Source organism: Bradyrhizobium sp. CCBAU 11361 (assembly GCF_028128935.1).
Classification (GTDB): domain Bacteria; phylum Pseudomonadota; class Alphaproteobacteria; order Rhizobiales; family Xanthobacteraceae; genus Bradyrhizobium; species Bradyrhizobium niftali.
Genome location: NZ_LBJZ01000159.1, coordinates 1 through 17,940 on the forward strand (window position 1 = coordinate 1; position 17,940 = coordinate 17,940).

General features: G+C 64.7%; 20 protein-coding genes and 1 pseudogene. 8 read left to right on the forward strand and 13 right to left on the reverse strand.

Annotated features, from left to right (window positions below; all coding sequences use genetic code 11):
• Positions 1-945 precede the first annotated feature (945 nt).
• The 3 genes and pseudogenes from XI08_RS14795 to XI08_RS14805 all read right to left on the reverse strand — a co-directional run bounded on the left by XI08_RS14795 (position 946) and on the right by XI08_RS14805 (position 3,295).
• On the reverse strand, positions 946-1,140 hold the full coding sequence (locus XI08_RS14795; RefSeq protein ID WP_018322145.1) for a hypothetical protein: 195 nt from the start codon (positions 1,138-1,140) through the stop codon (positions 946-948).
• A gap of 300 nt (positions 1,141-1,440) precedes the next feature.
• Positions 1,441-2,052: pseudogene (locus tag XI08_RS14800) on the reverse strand (aldo/keto reductase); the annotation flags it as partial.
• A gap of 169 nt (positions 2,053-2,221) precedes the next feature.
• Positions 2,222-3,295, reverse strand: coding sequence for a hypothetical protein (locus XI08_RS14805; protein WP_271574942.1), 1,074 nt, complete (start codon positions 3,293-3,295; stop codon positions 2,222-2,224).
• Positions 3,296-3,543: 248 nt separating this feature from the next.
• Between XI08_RS14805 and XI08_RS14810 the strand changes: the two genes are divergently transcribed.
• Positions 3,544-4,572, forward strand: coding sequence for a patatin-like phospholipase family protein (locus tag XI08_RS14810; RefSeq protein WP_028175852.1), 1,029 nt, complete (start codon positions 3,544-3,546; stop codon positions 4,570-4,572).
• 6 nt (positions 4,573-4,578) lie between these two features.
• Here XI08_RS14810 and XI08_RS14815 read toward each other — a convergent pair whose 3' ends face one another.
• Together XI08_RS14815 and XI08_RS14820 are read right to left on the reverse strand one after the other, a co-directional pair.
• Complete coding sequence (locus XI08_RS14815) at positions 4,579-5,007, reverse strand: CBS domain-containing protein (protein WP_027547081.1); 429 nt, start codon at positions 5,005-5,007, stop codon at positions 4,579-4,581.
• Positions 5,008-5,198: 191 nt separating this feature from the next.
• Entirely contained in the window at positions 5,199-6,020 is an 822-nt protein-coding gene (locus XI08_RS14820; RefSeq protein WP_271574943.1) for a rhomboid family intramembrane serine protease, read from the reverse strand.
• A 452-nt stretch (positions 6,021-6,472) separates the two neighbouring features.
• Here XI08_RS14820 and XI08_RS14825 point away from each other — a divergent pair, with 452 nt between their 5' ends.
• Together XI08_RS14825 and XI08_RS14830 are read left to right on the forward strand one after the other, a co-directional pair.
• Positions 6,473-7,027 (forward strand): PAS domain-containing protein, encoded by a 555-nt coding sequence (locus XI08_RS14825; protein WP_027547079.1) that lies wholly within the window; start codon positions 6,473-6,475, stop codon positions 7,025-7,027.
• A 236-nt stretch (positions 7,028-7,263) separates the two neighbouring features.
• Positions 7,264-8,052 carry a Crp/Fnr family transcriptional regulator gene (locus XI08_RS14830; protein WP_442869820.1) on the forward strand — a complete coding sequence of 263 codons (789 nt, stop codon included), beginning with the start codon at positions 7,264-7,266 and terminating at the stop codon, positions 8,050-8,052.
• 278 nt (positions 8,053-8,330) lie between these two features.
• Here XI08_RS14830 and XI08_RS14840 read toward each other — a convergent pair whose 3' ends face one another.
• Positions 8,331-8,816: a phasin gene (locus XI08_RS14840; RefSeq protein ID WP_271574946.1), complete on the reverse strand. Its 486-nt coding sequence runs from the start codon at positions 8,814-8,816 to the stop codon at positions 8,331-8,333.
• Between the two features lie 499 nt (positions 8,817-9,315).
• Between XI08_RS14840 and XI08_RS14845 the strand changes: the two genes are divergently transcribed.
• Positions 9,316-9,744, forward strand: a complete 429-nt coding sequence (locus XI08_RS14845; RefSeq protein ID WP_271574947.1) for a cupin domain-containing protein — start codon at positions 9,316-9,318, stop codon at positions 9,742-9,744.
• Between the two features lie 34 nt (positions 9,745-9,778).
• Here XI08_RS14845 and XI08_RS14850 read toward each other — a convergent pair whose 3' ends face one another.
• Positions 9,779-10,585 carry a transglutaminase-like domain-containing protein gene (locus tag XI08_RS14850; protein ID WP_271574948.1) on the reverse strand — a complete coding sequence of 269 codons (807 nt, stop codon included), beginning with the start codon at positions 10,583-10,585 and terminating at the stop codon, positions 9,779-9,781.
• A gap of 174 nt (positions 10,586-10,759) precedes the next feature.
• Between XI08_RS14850 and XI08_RS14855 the strand changes: the two genes are divergently transcribed.
• Positions 10,760-11,200, forward strand: a complete 441-nt coding sequence (locus tag XI08_RS14855; protein WP_271574949.1) for a GFA family protein — start codon at positions 10,760-10,762, stop codon at positions 11,198-11,200.
• An 82-nt stretch (positions 11,201-11,282) separates the two neighbouring features.
• Here the strand turns inward: XI08_RS14855 and XI08_RS14860 are convergent, their stop codons facing one another.
• A complete protein-coding gene (locus XI08_RS14860) occupies positions 11,283-11,672 on the reverse strand; it encodes a COG4315 family predicted lipoprotein (RefSeq protein WP_027547072.1) in 390 nt (129 codons plus the stop codon).
• 146 nt (positions 11,673-11,818) lie between these two features.
• On the opposite strand from XI08_RS14860, the gene XI08_RS14865 reads away from it, so the two are divergent.
• A complete protein-coding gene (locus tag XI08_RS14865; RefSeq protein ID WP_271574976.1) occupies positions 11,819-12,325 on the forward strand; it encodes a GNAT family N-acetyltransferase in 507 nt (168 codons plus the stop codon).
• An 11-nt stretch (positions 12,326-12,336) separates the two neighbouring features.
• Here XI08_RS14865 and XI08_RS14870 read toward each other — a convergent pair whose 3' ends face one another.
• The gene (locus XI08_RS14870) at positions 12,337-14,271 is read right to left on the reverse strand and encodes a DEAD/DEAH box helicase (protein ID WP_271574977.1); all 1,935 of its coding nucleotides are present in this window, start codon (positions 14,269-14,271) and stop codon (positions 12,337-12,339) included.
• Positions 14,268-14,600, reverse strand: a complete 333-nt coding sequence (locus tag XI08_RS14875) for a hypothetical protein (RefSeq protein WP_271574950.1) — start codon at positions 14,598-14,600, stop codon at positions 14,268-14,270. The genes XI08_RS14870 and XI08_RS14875 overlap by 4 nt, the downstream gene beginning before the upstream one ends.
• On the opposite strand from XI08_RS14875, the gene XI08_RS14880 reads away from it, so the two are divergent.
• Both XI08_RS14880 and XI08_RS14885 read left to right on the forward strand, forming a co-directional pair.
• Positions 14,599-15,123: a hypothetical protein gene (locus XI08_RS14880; protein WP_271574951.1), complete on the forward strand. Its 525-nt coding sequence runs from the start codon at positions 14,599-14,601 to the stop codon at positions 15,121-15,123. The genes XI08_RS14875 and XI08_RS14880 overlap by 2 nt on opposite strands.
• 128 nt (positions 15,124-15,251) lie before the next feature.
• Positions 15,252-15,605: a cupin domain-containing protein gene (locus XI08_RS14885; protein ID WP_271574952.1), complete on the forward strand. Its 354-nt coding sequence runs from the start codon at positions 15,252-15,254 to the stop codon at positions 15,603-15,605.
• Positions 15,606-15,628: 23 nt separating this feature from the next.
• Here XI08_RS14885 and XI08_RS14890 read toward each other — a convergent pair whose 3' ends face one another.
• From XI08_RS14890 to XI08_RS14900, 3 genes are all read right to left on the reverse strand, one after another.
• Positions 15,629-16,141 carry a hypothetical protein gene (locus tag XI08_RS14890; RefSeq protein ID WP_271574953.1) on the reverse strand — a complete coding sequence of 171 codons (513 nt, stop codon included), beginning with the start codon at positions 16,139-16,141 and terminating at the stop codon, positions 15,629-15,631.
• Between the two features lie 104 nt (positions 16,142-16,245).
• Entirely contained in the window at positions 16,246-16,671 is a 426-nt protein-coding gene (locus XI08_RS14895) for a VOC family protein (protein WP_271574954.1), read from the reverse strand.
• Positions 16,672-16,787: 116 nt separating this feature from the next.
• Positions 16,788-17,939: a zinc-binding dehydrogenase gene (locus tag XI08_RS14900; protein WP_271574955.1), complete on the reverse strand. Its 1,152-nt coding sequence runs from the start codon at positions 17,937-17,939 to the stop codon at positions 16,788-16,790.
• Position 17,940 lies beyond the last annotated feature (1 nt).

Below are 17,940 nucleotides of genomic sequence, written 5' to 3' on the forward strand. Positions count from 1 at the left end.
GCAAATGCCTTGACTTCAGAACCCCGGCAGAGGCCTTCTCCTCCCAACTGTTGCACTTCGAGTGTGAATCCACCTCCCGGCCTTCGCCGGGACGACATTGGGGAGGTGCGCGCAACTGCATCAACACCGTCATTGCGAGCGCAGCGAAGCAATCCAGAATCTTTCCGCGGTGACAGCCTGGATTGCTTCGCTGCGCTCGCAATGACGGAGTATGTGGTAGCAGCGTCGCTCAATTCGCATTCTCATCGCAGACACACCTTCGCACCCTCGCGGCTTGTTTCGCCCGAGCTTTGCTTCGTCACTTCGCCCTCAGATGAAAGAGGGCGCAGGGAAGGCCGGGAGCCGGTTGGCTCCCATTGGCCGCCATGCCAAACGCGGATTGCGCTACGATGCACAGCGGGGAAACAGGGCAACCGGAGCATCCCGGCCTTCCCTGCGCGATGGTTGGAACGGCTTATGTCGTGCTCTCCCCGGGGAGCGATGCACTATTGCCCCCGTCGCCTTACGGATGGCTGATGCGCGGGTCCGGTCGGGCCGCACACATCACCGCAAGACTTGGCGCACAGACCCCGGGCGCCAGGACGACACGATTTGGCCGTACGCCGATCACACCGGTCGTACGCGCGATGCTGTCGCTCACGGTTACCCGCCCTGCGATGCCTTTCGCGCCGATGTGACCCACGTCCACCGCCGCCCGGCCCGCGTTCGTGACGATCGCGATACGCCCCTCTTCCTTGGGCCGGAGTGCGCGCACTATCCGCTAATTCCGAATTTCGGTAAAGTGGAATATTTTCGCGTCCGCGCGTTGACCGGCATCTTGCGTGTCTTGCCCGTCGGGCAACGCAAGGTGTTGTAGCCCGGATGAGCGCAGCGACATCCGGGACCGCGGCACGAGCTGTCCCGGGTATCGCTCCGCTCACCCGGGCTACGGAACTGCGGACGCTGTTAGTCCTCGCTGGACGCCGCCGAGCGGTTGCGCAAGTAGGCCTGCGACAACAGGAAGAACAATGCGCGCTCGCCATGATATTTGGCGGACGGCCGGGTGCGCTCGAACCCGTCGGCAAATATCTTGCCGGACTGGTCGCACACCTGCCATCGCCAGCCAAACCGCTTACGCCTGGTGAGGATCACTTCGAACATGCCGACGGGCTTGGTCCCTGCTCCTGCCGGTCTCGCAAGCGCACACGCCTGCTCCGGCCTCCCCCGTTAGACGGATGCTCGACATATAACGCAGCAGGATGGAAAGAGAATAAAATTGATTGTCGAAAACGCGCATCTTGCACCGGCTGTGACGAAGTCGCGACGCCTGTGGAATAAGCCGATGCTTCCGGTGTTTTAAGGCCGTTCGAGCGCTTGATAGCGCTGACAGTGGTATTCAAATCCGAACACAGGACGAGAACGCCCGGTAAGCGAACACTCACCGGGCGTTGATGCGAGATGTCAGCGGCCGACTCGCGCCTGGAGATGCGCAGGATAGCGATCACCCTGCACCGCGACCTTGGCCAGCACTGCCGCAATCGCAGCGAGATCCGCCTCCGACAGCGTCACCGCGGCCGCGCCGACATTCTCCTCGAGCCGGTGCAGCTTGGTGGTGCCCGGGATCGGCACGATCCACGGCTTCTGCGCCAGCAACCAGGCCAGCGCGATCTGCGCCGGCGTCACTTTCTTCGCTGCTGCGATCTCGCCGAGCAGATCGACCAGGGTCTGGTTCGATTTTCGTGCGCTGGATGAGAAGCGCGGTACGATGTTGCGGAAGTCGCTCTTGTCGAACGTCGTGCTTTCGGTGATCGCGCCGGTCAGGAATCCCTTGCCGAGCGGGCTGAAGGGAACGAAGCCGATGCCGAGCTCTTCCAGCGTCGGCAGGATCTCCTGCTCCGGCTCGCGCCACCACAGCGAATATTCGCTTTGCAATGCGGTCACGGGCTGCACCGCATGGGCGCGGCGGATGGTCTGCGCGCCCGCCTCCGACAGGCCGAAATGCAGGACCTTGCCGTCGCGGATCAGGTCCTTCACCGCGCCCGCGGTGTCCTCGACCGGCACGTCGGGATCGACGGTGATGATCGGACTCGTGACCTCCCCTCCTCGTCATTGCGAGCGCAGCGAAGCAATCCAGAATCGTTCCGCGGAAAGACTCTGGATTGCTTCGCTGCGCTCGCAATGACGAGGTGGAGCGACCTAACGCGATATCGGCAGGGCGACTCGCGGCCCCCCTCACCCGGGATCAGCGCGCGACGACTTCGACTTCGCCGTCGACGCCGTTGACGACGTTGAAGCCGCGCTCGTAGACCTTGCCCTCGTTCTTGGCGATGGCGCGGTATTCGCCTTCCGAGAGCACGACGCGAGGGAAGGCGCCGATCGATTCCTTGATGACGTCGCCGCCTGGGGTGAGCACCGACCAGGCGGTGTTGGCGAGCGCCTCACCGCCCTTGTCGCTGACGAGCTTGAGCGTGATGACGGCGGCGCGGTGGGTGATGGTGACGTCGGTGAGCTTGCCGGCCTGGACGCGGATGTCCGAGCGCACCACCGAATTGGCGTCGCCATAGTTGGAGATGATGTAGTAGGTGCCCTCCGGTATCAGCACGACGTCGCCGGCGGCGACATTCGGCACCAGCGAGGCGCGCTCGCCGGATTCGAACTGGCTGCCCTTGTAGATCGCGAACGAGATCTGGTTCTGCGGAATGCGGCTGGTGCCGACACGGCCCTCGATGCGCAGGCCGCCAGCCGGCAGCACGAACGATTCGCGATCGGTCTCGGCCTTCAGGCTGACGGTGCGCACCGCGCTGACGAGCCCGAAGGCGACGTGCACGACGTAATTGCCGGGCGGCAGCACGATGTTGGGCGTAGCGCTGCGATCCTCGCGGATCAGCTTGAAGGTGCCGTTCTCGTCGGGACGGTCGGCGAACACGCGCCAGACCAGGCCGCTGGTGATCGGGGGGGTGTCCTTGCCGTATTTGGCGGTCAGCGACAGCACGCCCTGTCCGGGCACGGCGGCATTGAGCGGCGCGGCCGGCGGCACGGTCGTGACCGCGGGTGGCGGCATGCTGGGGGACACCGGCTGCATCAGGGTCGGCGGCAGGCTGGGGGGAGCCGCCCCCGGCCCGGAGGGTGGCGCCAGGCTGACGGCGCCGCCGGGGTCGGGCACCGACGCGGGGGGCACCGGCGGCGGGCGATCGGAGAAAAGCTGCGCCTGGGCAACGCCTTGACCCAGGATAACGAGGCACGCGGCAAGGATCAGCGCCGGCAGCAGCGATACGCTGCGCCGCCATCCGATGATGCCGTCACCCCCGATAGTCATGCCACCTGCTTTTCACCGAAAACGCGGCAAATTCAAGCCTCTGATACCCCAGGAAATACGGCCCCGCCACGGTTGATGGAACCCGGTTGACGCCTGCGTGATTAGACAGGAGGCAACCGCCCCTCGCCATACTCCTGCCCAGCGCCCTCTCCAAAGCGGCATAAACCATGCTTCGCCCCGGTTCTGGCGCAGAGCAGGTGCTATGCCTAATCTGGTGGTGCGGGCTGGCCACGCGTAGGAGAGTTCTGGTGCTCGACAGATTGAAGGGCCGCGGCGCGAATGGCTCGAACAGCGAGAAGATCGGCCTCGGCAGCATTCGCCGGCCGGTCATTGGCCTCGCCCTTGGCGGCGGCGCGGCGCGCGGCTTCGCCCATATCGGCATCATCAGGACCCTGCTCGCCAACGGTATCGTGCCCGACGTCGTGGTCGGCACCTCGATTGGCGCCGTGGTCGGCGGCCTTTATGCGTCCGGCAAGCTCGATACGCTGGAGGAGTGGGGCCGCGGTCTACAAGGCATGCGCAACATCCTTGGTTATCTCGACATCCGCCTCAACGGCTCGGGTCTGATCGGCGGCGAGAAGCTGGCGACCCGGCTCGAGGCAGCGTGCGGCCAGACCTTGATCGAGGACCTTCCGATCAAGTTCGCCGCCGTCGCGACCGAGGTTCGCACCGGCCACGAGATCTGGCTGACACGCGGCCGCGTGGTCGACGCGATGCGCGCCTCCTACGCCCTGCCCGGCATCTTCTCACCCGTGCTGATCGGCGATCGCTGGCTGGTCGACGGCGCGCTGGTGAATCCGGTGCCGGTCTCGGCAGCGCGGGCGCTCGGCGCTGAAATCGTCATCGCTGCAAATCTTTCCAGCGACATCTTCACCTATTCGACGACGGTCTATTCGCACGGCGCGGCACCCGGACCGGCCGCCCCTGCGGCCGAAGAGACGACGCCAAAACGGCGCTTCCCGAGATTCTTCTCGCCCGAGAAGACGGTAAAGCGCGAGTTCTTTGGCGGCGGGGACCGGCCCGGTCTCTCCTCGGTGATGGTTGACGCCTTCAACATCATGCAGGACCGCATCACCCGCGCCCGCCTCGCCGGCGATCCTCCGGACCTGCTGATTACACCGCGGGTCGGCCAGTTCGGCTGGTTCGACTTCCACCGCACCGACGACCTCATCGCGCTCGGCACCCGCGCCGCCGAGCGTGCGCTGGACTCGATCCAGGAGGCGATCCATGCGCTGGCGCCGCCGCCCGAGGGCGCGGCGCCCAAAGCCGGCGAATGACGGCGGTCAGGCCGTCTTGATGTAGTCGCGCAGGGCTTCCTGCTCGGACTCGTATTCCTGGACGCGGCGCTTGACGATGTCGCCGATCGAGATCAGGCCGACCACCTTGCCGTTGTCGACCACTGGCAGATGGCGGAACTTGCCTGTCGTCATCGTCTCCATGAGCTCGGCGACCGTATCGGTCTCCTTGCAGGTCACGACCTTGCGGGTCATGACCTGGGAGACCGGCTCGTCCAGCGCGCCGGCGCCGCGCTCGCCGATCACGCGCACGATGTCGCGCTCGGACAGGATGCCTTCCAGCCGGCTCTGGTCCATCACCAGCACCGCGCCGATCTTCTTCTCGCCGAGCAGTTTGACCGCGGCGGCCAGCTTGGCGTCGGACTCGACGCTCATGATCTGGTGGCCCTTGGTATTGAGAATGGAACGTACCGTCATTGTCGCCTCCCTGAATCGGAGCCGTCCGCCTTTCGGCAGTCGGGACTTGTTCCTCGAGTCTTCAACTAACAGTTTAGGCGCTGGTTTCACGCTTCAGGCGCTTTGCGAAGCATCGCCGCTAGCGGCCTGTCGCTTCGGAACATTCTTCGCGCGAATGATGGATGAATTCGGGCCGCGCCGCAAGCGCCGCTTCAAACTCGGTCTGAAACGTCCCGTGATGACGCATCCGCAGCATCGTTTCGCACGCGCGGCACCGGATCGAACAGCGCGAACAGCAACAGGCCGGCGAAGAAGCCGCCGATATGCGCCTGCCAGGCGACGCTCGTGGTTTCGGCATCGATGCCGATCGCACCGACGCCGAAGATGATGTTGACGCCGAACCACACCGCGAGGAAGCCGACCACCCGCCCGTCGCGCAGCGCGCGCGACAGCGGCAGGGCTGGAACCCTTGCAGCGGTATCGGCGTCCGAACGGCTGAACGACAGGAAGCTGCCGCGAACGAAGGCAAAGCGGATCGCCGCCGCCATCGCGCCCGACACCGAGGCCGAAGCGCCGATCATCGGCGCCACCGCATGCTCATGGGTGACGAGATGGGCGAGCGCGCCGGCCGCCGCCGTCACCGCCAGAAAGAGGAAGAACCTGATCGTGCCAAAACGCCGCGCCAGCGCGCTGCCGAACGGCAGCAGCCACAGCACGTTGAAGCCGAGATGGGTCAGATTGGCGTGCAGCAGCGAATAGGTGACGAAGCTCCAGACCTTGGCGCCGGCGCCGCCGGGGATCTGCAGATTGAGCAGCGAGGAATCGTAGCGCTTCGGGATGAAGCCGAAGACGTCGATGGTCCAGTTCTCCAGTTCCGGCGGCAGCAGCACCCGCAGATGGATCAGTGCCAGCAGGACGATATAGGCGGTCAACGCGAACGGTAGCGTTAGGATCGGCTCGCGCGGAGCCGCCTCGACGACGGCCGGCACGTCCGGCTGAGGATCGTGCGGCGGAGAATCTTGCGGGGAATCCAAGGCAGCTCGCTTTCAGGCGCGATCGGAGCGGTAAGCTTGGAGATAGTCGCCTTTGCCGGCCTTGCGCAAGTGCACAAAAGGAAAAGGCAGGGCCCTGGGAAAGCCCTGCCTGTCCGTGTCGGCCTTCCGGTTGCCAGAGGAATAAGGTGTATCCCCACCCCTCCCCGCGGCCCATGACCAAACTGTTTGACGCCTGTGTACAGGCCCCGCCGAGAACCTGGAGAAAAGCGGCGAGGCTTGCGACCGCGGTCACCATAGCAGGGCTGCGGGACACGGAAAGCGCATAGTTAATTTAACGTTAACGACGCAAAGACACCGCCCGGAGCGGCTAAAACGCCCTCGCGGCATGGACGCTGCAAATCCCCTCCTGCACAACAACAAAGGGATCGCGGGTGCACTGAAGCGGGACAGGTTTGTCCCGCGAGGTTGCGCCCCGGGGTAAGCGTTCAGTCATGAAACATCCGTCGAGCCGCGCGTTCTTCGCATATTGGGACAAGAAGCGCGGCACTGCGCGGGCCCCTGACCGGGCCGACATCGACCCGGCCGCAGTCCGCGGCCTGCTCGGCGACATCTTCGTGCTGTCCTGCGAACCAAAACTCGGCTTCCCGTTCCGCGTCGCCGGCACCCGCGTCTGCGCGCTTGCCGGGCTCGACCTCAAGGACCAGAGCTTTGCGGCGCTGTTCACCGATGCCAGCCGCAGCGAGATCGGGGAGATCACGACTGTCGTCGCCGACGAGACGCTGGGTGCGATCGCCGGCGTCACCGCCGCGCGCGAGGACGGCAGCAAGGCGCATCTGGAGTTGTTGCTGCTCCCCTTCAACGCCCGGCCGCACACGCCTGTCAGCGTCACCGGCGTGCTCGCACCGTTCGACGACGAATGCGGCGCGCTTGGCCCGTTCACCCTCACCTCCTGGCGCTATCTGCACCAGCCGGAGAAGCTGCTGCCGCGCGCGATCCGCAAATTGCAGATCGCCCGCGGGCTGATGGTGTATGAGGGGTTGCGGTAGGAGCAGCCCTCGTGTCGGGCGCGCAGTTTTTGCAAACCGCCGACCAGATTTTCAGCGCGCGCGTCGATTGAAAGTCAAACCGCGCCGGCGCGCGGGCGCGCGATCCGTCATTGGAACCTTGCCTGTTGAAATGCGTTGGTCCACTTGCCGTGGCAAGCGTCGGCGCGGCAACGCGGCTCGGCCGGTGACGATGCATTCGCTCGCCGCCGAGCCTCCGTCGAGGGGCTACTCCCGTGATGGAGCGCGCGACAAGAGTTGGTAATCGCCTGTTAGCTGCGTTACCGCCGGCCGACTTCGCTTTGCTCGCACCGCATTTACGAAAAGTACCGCTCCTGCACGACGCAGTCCTCGTTCGATCGGGCGACCGGATCGAGCACCTTTACTTCCCCTGCAGCGGCGCGATCGCCCTCATCATGGAGTTGCCGAACGGACAGACGGCGGCAACCGCGGTGATCGGCAACGACGGCGCCGTCGGACTCATGACGGCGCTCGGCCCCGTCCGATCTCCCCTGACGGCGGTTGTCCGCGTGGCCGGGACCGCACTGCAGATCTCACCGGCGCGATTTCAAGCGGCGCTCGAACGCAGTCCCGCCATCGCAAGCGCGGTTCAGATTGTGACCAGGGCGATGATGACGCAATTCCTGCACGTGGCGGCCTGCAACGCGCTGCACTCCGTCGAAGCGCGCCTCGCCCGCTGGCTGCTTCACATTCACGACCGGACGGATGGCGGTGACATCCTGCCCCTGACCCAGGAGACGCTGTCGGAATTGCTCGGCGTCCGGCGCACCACGGTCACGCACGTCGTGAGCGCACTTCGCGCATCAAGGGCCATCAAATCAAATCGGCGCGGCCAGCTCGAAATCGACAGGCAACGGCTCGAGGCCGTCGCTTGCGAATGCTACAAGGTGATGAGCCGCAGGATCGATCGGATCGTGTCGCAGGACGCGGTAAGGATCCTTCACGCCGCGCCGGCGCGGAATGGCTGCCCGCCCCCGGACTTCCCGTTCGCCAAGACCGACTCGTAGACCCAGGCCTCCCTGGCGAACCACTCGTGCGTCGCCGCGCACATCCGGCAATAGGTGCGCGAGAAAAAGACCGCACTGCAGCGAAACCTGTCGCCATCCATCTCGATGCCCGTCGGAATAGCGCTCCCGGTTTCCGGGCACTTGATCATCACCATACCCATCCTGATTTCCCTCCAGCTTGGCATCACCTCACGGCGAGGCCGGCCGCCATCGGCTGGACGGCGTCTCTTCTCGCGAAGACGCTCGTCCAGCCGATCCACGTGGCCGGCAGCTTCGATTCAAGCAGCCCTACGCAGTACCCGGTTGAAGCTGTTCTTGATCGGCTCGGCCGTCTCGGTCGCGACCTTCTGGGCCAGGTCCCAAAGCTCCCGGTTCTGGGCGGAAGCCGCTTCAAAGGTCTTGCGACCGTGTGCGGTGGAGAGGTTCACGAGGTCCGCAAACGACCTCGCATCCGCAAGCTGGGAGAAGAATTCCAGCGCGGTGCTGGTATTGGTGTTGGATATTTCGATGAGCTTGGTGCCGTAATCGGCGGAACGCCTGGCATTGGTCGAACAGGCGTCGCAGAGAGCCGTGGTGATCTCCTCGGACGTCACCTTCATCTGCTCGAAATTTGCCTTGGCCCGTGTCGCGGCCGGCGCGGCGAGATCGCCGAAGATTGCCTGGATGTTGAAAAACGGCATGTCGAACTTGAGCTTTGTATTTCCGTTCGCCGTCCCATTCAGCGGAGCGGCATTCGTTTCGGCTTTCATATCGGCATCACTCACGGGCTTTCATCCTTTCAAGCGAAACTAGACAATGGATTGAAGACTCCCCGACGCGTCCGGATGGGGACGCAACTTCCTCAACTTTCACGATGGTGGGATGCTGCTGCGGATATTGCGCTCTCGCCCCCTGCCGGAGCCAACTATGCCCTACGAAAGTCGACGCTTCGGTTCGCTTTCGGACTCTCGATTTGAATTAATTCGAATAATGCGACGAAGCGGCGCAGCGAGAATCCTGCGTCTTTAAAGTTGTTGTAATTGCATGCGCCAACTTCAGATCAGCGCCGGCGAGCTATTCAGGGGCGTCGATCCCCGGAGCCGTTTGAGCCGGAATGTTCTGCCGCCTGCTCAGCCGGCAAGTCGGCCTGCAACGGACCCTGTGCGACAAATTTGGCCGGTCGTACGCAGGCTGATCGTGTATGAAGGGCTGCGGTAGATTTCGTTTCGACGTGAGCGAGCGCCGCGATCTCGATGCAGCCTCTCTCACCTGGACGAAACAGCCATGCCCGACATCATCAGTTTCGGTACGCTCGAGCTCCGCTTCCTGCACAGCAAGGACGACACCGGCGGCAGCGTCGATATCTTCGAAATGACGTTGCAGCCGAATGCGCGGATGCCGATCCCGCACTATCACGACCGCTGGGATGAAACGATCTACGGGCTGTCCGGCGTCTCGACCTGGACGATCGACGGCCAGCAGACCGATCTTGGCCCCGGAGCCTCAGCCTTCATCAAGCGCGGCATCGTGCACGGCTTTATCAACCGTTCGACGGGGCCTGCGACATGCCTGTGCATCCTGAGCCCCGGGGTGCTGGGACCGCAATATTTCACCGAGATGGCAGCGCTCCTGTCGGCCGGCGCGCCACCCGATCCCGTGAAGATGAAAGAGACGATGCTGCGCTACGGACTGGTGCCGGCGCCGGCTGCGTGAGCCAAGCTCGCCGGCGAATGGAAATGACCGGCCATCATGCGATCTCGTCGGTCCAGACCTTGAAGCTGGCCAGCTCGTTCGGGCCGAAAGTCTGCGTGATCGGAACGTCGCAGGCATCGCGCCCCTGAGCGATCAGGATGCGGCCCTGCCGCGGCACGTTGTTGCGCGGGTCGAAAGTGTGCCAGCGGCCGCCGATGAAGGCCTCGAACCAGCCGGCGAAATCGCCCACCGCCCAAGGCTGCGGCGTGCCGACGTCGCTCAGATAGCCGGTGCAATACCGTGCCGGAATGTTCATGCAGCGGCAGAACGCAATGGCGAGGTGGGCATAGTCGCGGCAGACGCCCTTGCCCTCCTGGTATGCCTCCCACGCCGTCTTGGTGGCGCGCGCGTGCTCGTAGCCGAAAGCGATGTGGCCGTGAACGAAATCGCAGATCGCCTGCACCCGCGCCCACCCCGGGGGCGTCTTCTCGAACAGCTTCCAGGCGATCTCCGAGAGCCGGTCGGTCTCGCAGTAGCGGCTGCCGAGCAGATAAACCAGCGTATCGGAAGGCAGCTCTTCGATCCTGTGCTGAACCGCCGACGCAACCACCGGGTCCGGCAGGCCGTTGTCGCGAACCACGCCATCGGCGGCAAGGCGCACGCGGCCGGCCGGCGCGACCATGCGGCTGCACCAATTGCCGAACATGTCCCGATAGGGTGTGATCTCGACCGCAGGCATTGTGGTCAGGAAATCCGGCACGATGACATCGGAGGCACGCGTGAAATGCGTGCCCAGCACCATGATCATCGGCGTTGGCTGCGGGAAATCGTAGAGCATTTCGAATCCGACACGGAACTTCATTCGAAACGCCCTTTCGGCTGGATGTCAGCCCGAAATGGCTACGAAACCATGGATTACAAGGCGCGCGGCCCGACTTACGCGTGCCCGGCGCGGTTTGCGCACTGTAAATCGCACGCATAAGGCGATCGTTTGCGCTGCTTCACCGCCGCCGTCTCCGCGACTAGACTGCCTTCCGTGGAAGAACTGACCTGCGGGGAGAGCATGCTGACCGGAAGTTGCCTGTGCGGCGCCGTTGCGTATGAAGTGGATGCGGAGCCCGCACCCTTCGTGCATTGCCATTGCCAGACCTGCCGCAAGACGCACGGGTCGGCGTTTTCCAGCGTGATGCCGGTGCCACGCGCGGCGTTCCGGTGGGTGCGCGGCGACGAGTTGCTCGCCGCATTCGAGTCCTCGCCCGGCAAATTCCGCCGCTTCTGCACCCGCTGCGGCTCGCACATCACGGCAGAACGGATCGCGCAGCCGAACGTGCTGTTGCGCATGGGATGCCTGGATGCGCCGGTCGCGGGCCCCGCGCACGCTCACATCTGGCGCTCGGACGCGGCAAGCTGGTACGACCCCAAGGACGCGACGCCGGAACTGCCGGAAGGGGCCGCCGGCCCTCCCCCGGCGCGATAGAATTCCTCGCCCGAGACGCCGCCTGCGCTATCGGGCCGGACGTCGCCTGCCACAGCGATATCAGGCCCGTGCTTTCAATCGCTCACGGCATCGCCAGGTGCCAGGCGCCGTTGAGAAAACCGTCGCCGGTGATGTCGCCGGGCTTGGTGTCCTTGGCGAAAGTATAGAGCGGCTTGCCCTTGTAGGCCCATTGCCTGGAACCGTCGTCGCGCGTGATGATGGTGTAGCCGTCGCCGGCGGCATCGCTGGCCTCGGCCTTCAGCACCGGCCAGTTCGTCGCGCAAGGTCCGTTGCAGGCCGACTTGCCGTCCGCGTCCTTGTCGAAGGTGTAGAGCGTCATGCCCTTGGCGTCGGTGAGCACGTTGCCCTTGTCGGTCTTGCCGGTTTTCGTCGGCGGCGCGGCGAAGGCGGCGGGAATGATTGCGAGCGACACGGCGAGCGTGAGCGCAAGGCGGATCGGGGATGTCGTCATGGTCTCTCCTGTCATGCAATTGGCTTGCATGGGTAGGACGCCGCGCGAGCCGTCATATTCCTCTGCGCGCGGCAAAGAAATTTTTCGCTGCACGCATCATCGTGCCGGAATAAACTGGAATGAGTGAGACGGAACGACGGACCGACATGAGCAAGCCGCATTGGCGTCCCGCGCACATCTCCGACCTGCCCGCGATCGGCGCGATCGCGGCGCGCATCCATCCCGATCTGCCTGAACGCCCCGAGGTGTTCGCGGAGAAGATGCGGCTCTATCCCGATGGCTGCCATGTGCTCATTGCGGACGAGGAGATCGCCGGCTACGGACTTTCGCATCCCTGGCGCCGGCACCGGATTCCGCCGCTCGATGGATTCCTCGAACGACTGCCCGATGATGCGGACTGCCTCTATGTGCACGACGTCGCCGTGCTGCCGGATCATCGTGGCGGCGCAGCGCGTACATATGTCGCGAAGATGGAGGAACTTGCGCGCGCGTCGGGCATCGCCGCTCTCGCGCTGGTCTCGGTCTACGCCACGCGGCCGCTGTGGGAACATTTCGGCTTTCGGCCCGTCACGGCGGATGCGGAGCTGCGCGCAAAGCTCGCAGGCTACGGCGAAAGCGCCACCTACATGCTCCGCGACCTCGCCGCGACGTGACGCGCCTCGGCTCAGCCCCGATGCTTCTTCTTTGTCTTCTTTCCGGGCGCGCCCTTCACAGGCCACGCAGTGACCGCAGGCGGCTGTCCAGCGTGGCCGGGCTTGTTCTTATGCTTCTTTTTCTTCCCGAAAGCAGGAGCATCGTCGAATTTCGGCCCGCGCTCGCCGAAAGCCTTGCTGCGCGGCTTGAATCCCGCCTCGCGCGGGCGATCGTCGCGACGTTCACGATGATCGCTGTCGCCGCTCTCGCGCCGAGGCGGCTTTGACCGCTCTTCCGAAGGCGCTTGCCGCTGCGGCGCATCCGCCATCGGTTCGAGGCGGATATTGTCTTCCTTGTCCGGACGCTTGATCTTGGCAGCGAAGGAGTCCGCGACCCGCTCGGAAATTTGGAACTCGGTCGTCGTGTCCATGATCTTGATGGCGCCGATGTCGCCCTTGTCGATGCCGCCACGACGGCAGATCATCGGCAGGAGCCAGCGTGCTTCTGCGTTCTTTCTTCGTCCGATATTGGCGCGGAACCAGACGCTGCCCTCCGCCATGCCGTGTTTCGACGACGATTTCCCCGATTTGGGTCGCCGTTCGGCGCGATCGTCGCCGCCAGGTGCCCGGACATTGTCGCGACCGCGATCCTCGCGCGGCCGGCCGGTTCGCTCGCCGGGATCGATGATGTCTTCGGGCGACGGTAGCCGCGCGCGATAGAGCCGCGCCAGCGCGGCGGCAATATCTTCAGCCGAACGCTCGGCCAACAACGCCTGCGCCAGCGCCAGATCGTCGGGCGTCGTCTCCTCGGTGAACAGCACGTCCTTCATGCGCTCGTGATCGAGCTTGCGGATCTCGTCCGCCTGGGGCGCCGTTCCCCAGACAGCATCGATGCCTGAGAGATTGAGCAGCAGCTCCGCACGCCGCCGCCGTGCGGGCGGCACCAGCAGGACGCTCGTCCCCTTTCGGCCCGCACGTCCGGTACGGCCCGAGCGATGCTGCATGACTTCGGCGTCGTTGGGCAGGTCGGCTTGAATGACGAGGTCGAGGCTCGGCAGGTCGATGCCGCGGGCGGCGACGTCGGTCGCCACGCAGACGCGGGCACGCCCATCCCGCAGCGACTGGAGCGCCAGGGTGCGCTCGTTCTGCGTCAATTCGCCTGATAGCGCGACGACGGAGAAGCCACGCTCCAGCAGCGCCGCCTGCAAATGCCGGACGGCATCGCGCGTGCTGCAGAACACCAGCGCGCTCGGCGCCTCGAAGAAGCGCAGCACGTTGACGACCGCGTGCTCGACATCGGCGGGGGCGATCCGGATCGCGCGATACTCGATATCGGCGTGACCGCCCTCGTCGCCCGCGACCTCGATCCGGAACGCCTGCTGCTGATACTGCTTGGCCAGCGCGACGATGCCGCGCGGAAACGTCGCCGAGAACAACAGGGTGCGGCGCGTCTCCGGCGTGGTCTCGAGGATGAACTCCATGTCCTCGCGAAAGCCGAGATTGAGCATCTCGTCGGCCTCGTCGAGGACGACGGCCTTCAATTCGGAGATGTCGAGGCGGCCCCGGCGCAAATGATCGCACAGCCGGCCGGGCGTGCCGACGACGATGTGCGCACCGGCCGCCAGCTCACGCTGCTCGCGCCGCGGATCCATGCCGCCGACGCAGGAGACGACGCGCCCGTCTGCGTGCTCGTACAGCCAGGCCAGTTCGCGCTGAACCTGCAAGGCAAGCTCGCGGGTCGGCGCCACGATCAGGGCGAGCGGCGCGCCCGCCCGCTCGAACCGCTCGGTGCCATCAAGCAGATCCTTGGCCAGGGCCAGTCCGTAAGCGAGGGTCTTGCCGGAGCCGGTCTGGGCCGAAACCAGGAGGTCGTGGCCCGCGGCCTCCTCGGTGAGCACAGCGAGCTGAACGGGGGTCGGACGGTCGTAGTTGCGCTCGGCCAAAGCTCGGGCGAGCGGCGCACTCATGGTCGGGAATGACACGGGATAAACCTTGGTTGGTCCAGGCGCGGAACGTCGAGCCGCGCGACCTGAAGCTGCGTGCTCGGCAAATGGTCCGGCCGCACGCGTGGTGATTTGATTTGGACGCTCTTTACGCCAAGCGCGGGCAAATCACCATGCCTATGACGCATGGCTTTGGCGACATCGCGAATAAGCTTACCGGCCGCTCGACCTACTAAATGCAGCATTTCCGGGCCGTTTTGCTGCATATAGTGAGCTTTTGCCCCAAAGCGGCTGATTTTCGCGGCCGCCTCGCTTAAATTGTGCGCGATTGGACGTGCCGGGAATGCGCGCATGACCTCTTCCGTCAAACGCACCTGCGGCGATTGCACGCTCTGCTGCAAGGTGATGGGCATCGAGACGCTGGCCAAGCCCGCGAATGCCTGGTGCCGGCACTGCAAGCCCGGCCGCGGCTGCGCCATCTACGCCGAGCGTCCGGCCGAATGTGAGAACTTCGCCTGCTTGTGGCTGGTCAACGATCTCCTCGACGAGCGCTGGAAGTCAAGCCGGTCGAAGCTGGTCCTGACCACGTCGGAGGATGGCATCGAAGTCCGATGCGACCCGGGCTTTCCCGACGCCTGGCGCAAGGAGCCCTTCGCCGACGACATCCGCGCATGGGCCGTCGAAGGCGAGACCTGCGACATGACGGTGGTCGTGATCGTCGGCCAGCGCGTGGTTCTCGTCACGCCGGATCGCGAATTCGATCTCGGTGTCGTGGGGCCGGATGATCGGATCGTACGGGAGCTGGAGGGCACGAAGGTGGTGGGGGCGGCGGTGGTGAAGGAGAGCGAGATCGATACAGGGAGCCCGCACCGCTGACTTAACCGGCACCCTTGGATCTCGGCAGCCGGGATCAAGCGATCGACCGGCTAACCGGATACAAGTCTTGTCGCGTCGGCTATTCGATCCCAAATCGTGCCTCGCGAAAGAACAGCACCGGAGGGCCCATGGCCGACAGCATATCGCTTACCGACAAGCTCGCGACCTTTCAGGACTATTGGTCGCCGCGCACGATCACGACCTTCAACGATTGCGACGTGATGGTGGTGAAGGTGAAGGGAGAGTTCACCTGGCACAAGCACGAGGACACCGACGATTTCTTTCTGGTCCTCAAAGGCAATCTGGACATCGAATTGCGGGATCGCACGGTGACGCTCGGTCCGGGCGAACTCTACGTCGTGCCCAAAGGCGTCGAGCATCGCCCGGTGGCGCGCGAGGAGGTTCACCTGATGCTGATCGAGCCGACCGGCACACCGAACACGGGCGACAAGGCAACCGCCGCGGCGCGCAAGCTGGCATAGCGGGCAACACGCCTGGCGCGGCCTTAATCCCTGGAGGTCGCCAGTTTGCTGAAGCTGCCGACCAACCTGGCTCTTGCGCGCGCAACAGCATCCTTGGCCGCGCGGGCCAGGGCTCGGATGGCGCGCCAGGCTTCGGTCGCCTGCAGCCACGCCTTCGCGGCGGCGTATTTTCCGTAACTCCAGGCAAAAGCGGGAATTCGCATCAGCTTGTCGCGCGTGAGATGAAACAGGCGCTCGACCAGCACCAGCTTGAGCAATTCGCCGACAATGAAAGTCAGGGCACCGCTCAGGACCTGACCGGTTGCGGCGAGGTACGCAGCAACCGGCTTGACCGGCTCCAGAATAATGACGGGCACGGAGAACAAGGCGAGCGACGGATAAGGCGGCAACGATTTGATCCAGGCGCGCAATTGCCTGAATTCGAAGTGCCGCCCGATCCAGCGCGCAATCGGCCTCGCCACGGCCATGAAGATCGCATCCACCAGGAAGTAGATCGCAGCCAGGACGTAAGTGACAGGTTTCAGGATTCGCTTCACGGCACCTCTCCCGCGAAGTGAAAGCCGGAACTTGGGCTTAAGTTTCACCCCTGCGTGAATAGTTCGGGGATATCGGATGGAACTTTTTGGGCATCGGCTCCCGCTCAGATCTCCGCGTACACCTCCAATAAATTGCCGTCGGGGTCGCGGAAGAACAGCGTCCGATGTCCAAAGGACTGGTTCGTCGGCGGCGACAGCAGCTCAACACCCTGCCGAACCAGCTCGTCGGCGCACTGGTCGACCTCGGCCGCGGACACCCTGAAGGCCAGTTGCAGCGATGCAGTGCCGGGCGGGACCGGCGCGTCCGCCGCGATTCGGCTCGGCCTTGCCAGGGCCAGCGTGTTGCCGCCCAGACCGTACTCGATCCAGTTCGGCGAGAGCTCGCGCAGCAGCGGAAAGGCGAGCACGCCCTCGTAGAAGCGGCGCATCGCCGCCATGTCGCGCACGAAGATGACGGTGTAGTCGATCGCGCGAATGGCATGGAAGGGGGAGCGGGTGCGCTGGTTTGGTTCGGGTATCTGTTCGTCCATCGTCGTATCCTTCATTCCAAACGCCCGCACGTAGCCCGCATGAGCGAAGCGACATGCGGGAAAGCCTCGTCAACAAAGGTCCCGGATGTCGCTTCGCTCATCCGGGCTACAGATCTTCACTCCACCAGCTCCGGCCACGGCACGATCGTGGACTTCACCGTCTTCATCGCCATCGCATCCCTCACCGCCTGCGCGACGCCCTCTTCCGTGAACGGATAGATCGTCTGCATCTTCAGCCACGGATATTTGCCAGCCGTGCGGTAAAGCATGTCGACGCCGAGCGGCAGATCGTTGGCGGTAAAGCCCCAGGATCCGAGCACGTTGAGGTCCTTGGTGCAGATGCGGTGCCACGACGTGTCGATCGAGCCGGCGTCGGTGAACTGGCCCATCTCGACATAGGTGCCGCCGTCGCGCAGCATCTCGATGCCTTCGGGGCCGGCGGTCGGATGTCCGGAGCAATCCATCACGAGATCGGCGCCGAAGCCGCCTACGATCTCGCGCACGCGCGCGATGCGATCTTGCGGTGATTTCAGTTCCTCGATGTTCACCGTCGCCTCCGCGCCGAACGCGCGGGCGAGCTTGAGCCGCGGCTCCTCCGGCGCGCCGACGCAGATCACGCGCCCTGCCCCCATCTCCCGCGCGGCCGCGACCGCCAGGATGCCGATCGGGCCGGAGCCCTGGATCACCACCGTGTCGCCCCAGGAAAAACCGCCGGCGCGGCTGGCGCGGTTGAAGGCGCGGATGCAGGACGTCAGCGGCTCCGACAGTGCGCCCAGCCGCAACGACATGTCGTCGGGCAGCTTGTAGATCTTGGTGCCCGGCAGCATGTCGAGGTCGACATAGACATATTCGGCCCAGCCGCCCCACATGTGAGGCGCCTTGTCGAAGCCGAGATAGCGGCCGTAATAGACCGGCGTCAGGCACTTGTTGGCGGTCTGCGGGTAATGGATGCAGTAATAGCAGCGGCCGCACGGCATCAGCGGCGGGATCATCACCTTCGAGCCGACGGTCAGCGGCTTGCTCATGAAGTCCTCGGAAAACTCCTCGCCGCATTCGACGATGATGCCGCCGAGCTCGTGGCCCAGCGTGAACGGCCAGGGCAGCGGCTTCGGCCAGTGACCTTTGAGGATGTGCAGGTCGGTGCCGCACACCCCGCAGGCACCGATCTTGATCAGCGCGGCCTTGCGGCCGACCTTCGGCCACGGCACGGTGCGGATGACAGGCTCCGAGCCCGGTCCTGCGTGAGTGCAGACGCGGATGTGCTCCATG

Bases quoted from the DNA above. Each gene is read 5' to 3' on its own strand.
- XI08_RS14900 (WP_271574955.1), bottom strand. From the start codon at position 17,939: ATGGAGCACATCCGCGTCTGCACTCACGCAGGACCGGGCTCGGAGCCT.
- XI08_RS14880 (WP_271574951.1), top strand. From the start codon at position 14,599: ATGACCTCTTCCGTCAAACGCACCTGCGGCGATTGCACGCTCTGCTGC.
- XI08_RS14870 (WP_271574977.1), bottom strand. From the start codon at position 14,271: ATGAGTGCGCCGCTCGCCCGAGCTTTGGCCGAGCGCAACTACGACCGT.
- XI08_RS14815 (WP_027547081.1), bottom strand. From the start codon at position 5,007: ATGACGGTACGTTCCATTCTCAATACCAAGGGCCACCAGATCATGAGC.
- XI08_RS14825 (WP_027547079.1), top strand. From the start codon at position 6,473: ATGAAACATCCGTCGAGCCGCGCGTTCTTCGCATATTGGGACAAGAAG.
- XI08_RS14830 (WP_442869820.1), top strand. From the start codon at position 7,264: ATGGAGCGCGCGACAAGAGTTGGTAATCGCCTGTTAGCTGCGTTACCG.
- XI08_RS14865 (WP_271574976.1), top strand. From the start codon at position 11,819: ATGAGCAAGCCGCATTGGCGTCCCGCGCACATCTCCGACCTGCCCGCG.
- XI08_RS14805 (WP_271574942.1), bottom strand. From the start codon at position 3,295: ATGACTATCGGGGGTGACGGCATCATCGGATGGCGGCGCAGCGTATCG.
- XI08_RS14850 (WP_271574948.1), bottom strand. From the start codon at position 10,585: ATGAAGTTCCGTGTCGGATTCGAAATGCTCTACGATTTCCCGCAGCCA.
- XI08_RS14885 (WP_271574952.1), top strand. From the start codon at position 15,252: ATGGCCGACAGCATATCGCTTACCGACAAGCTCGCGACCTTTCAGGAC.
- XI08_RS14895 (WP_271574954.1), bottom strand. From the start codon at position 16,671: ATGGACGAACAGATACCCGAACCAAACCAGCGCACCCGCTCCCCCTTC.
- XI08_RS14860 (WP_027547072.1), bottom strand. From the start codon at position 11,672: ATGACGACATCCCCGATCCGCCTTGCGCTCACGCTCGCCGTGTCGCTC.
- XI08_RS14795 (WP_018322145.1), bottom strand. From the start codon at position 1,140: ATGTTCGAAGTGATCCTCACCAGGCGTAAGCGGTTTGGCTGGCGATGG.
- XI08_RS14845 (WP_271574947.1), top strand. From the start codon at position 9,316: ATGCCCGACATCATCAGTTTCGGTACGCTCGAGCTCCGCTTCCTGCAC.
- XI08_RS14875 (WP_271574950.1), bottom strand. From the start codon at position 14,600: ATGCGCGCATTCCCGGCACGTCCAATCGCGCACAATTTAAGCGAGGCG.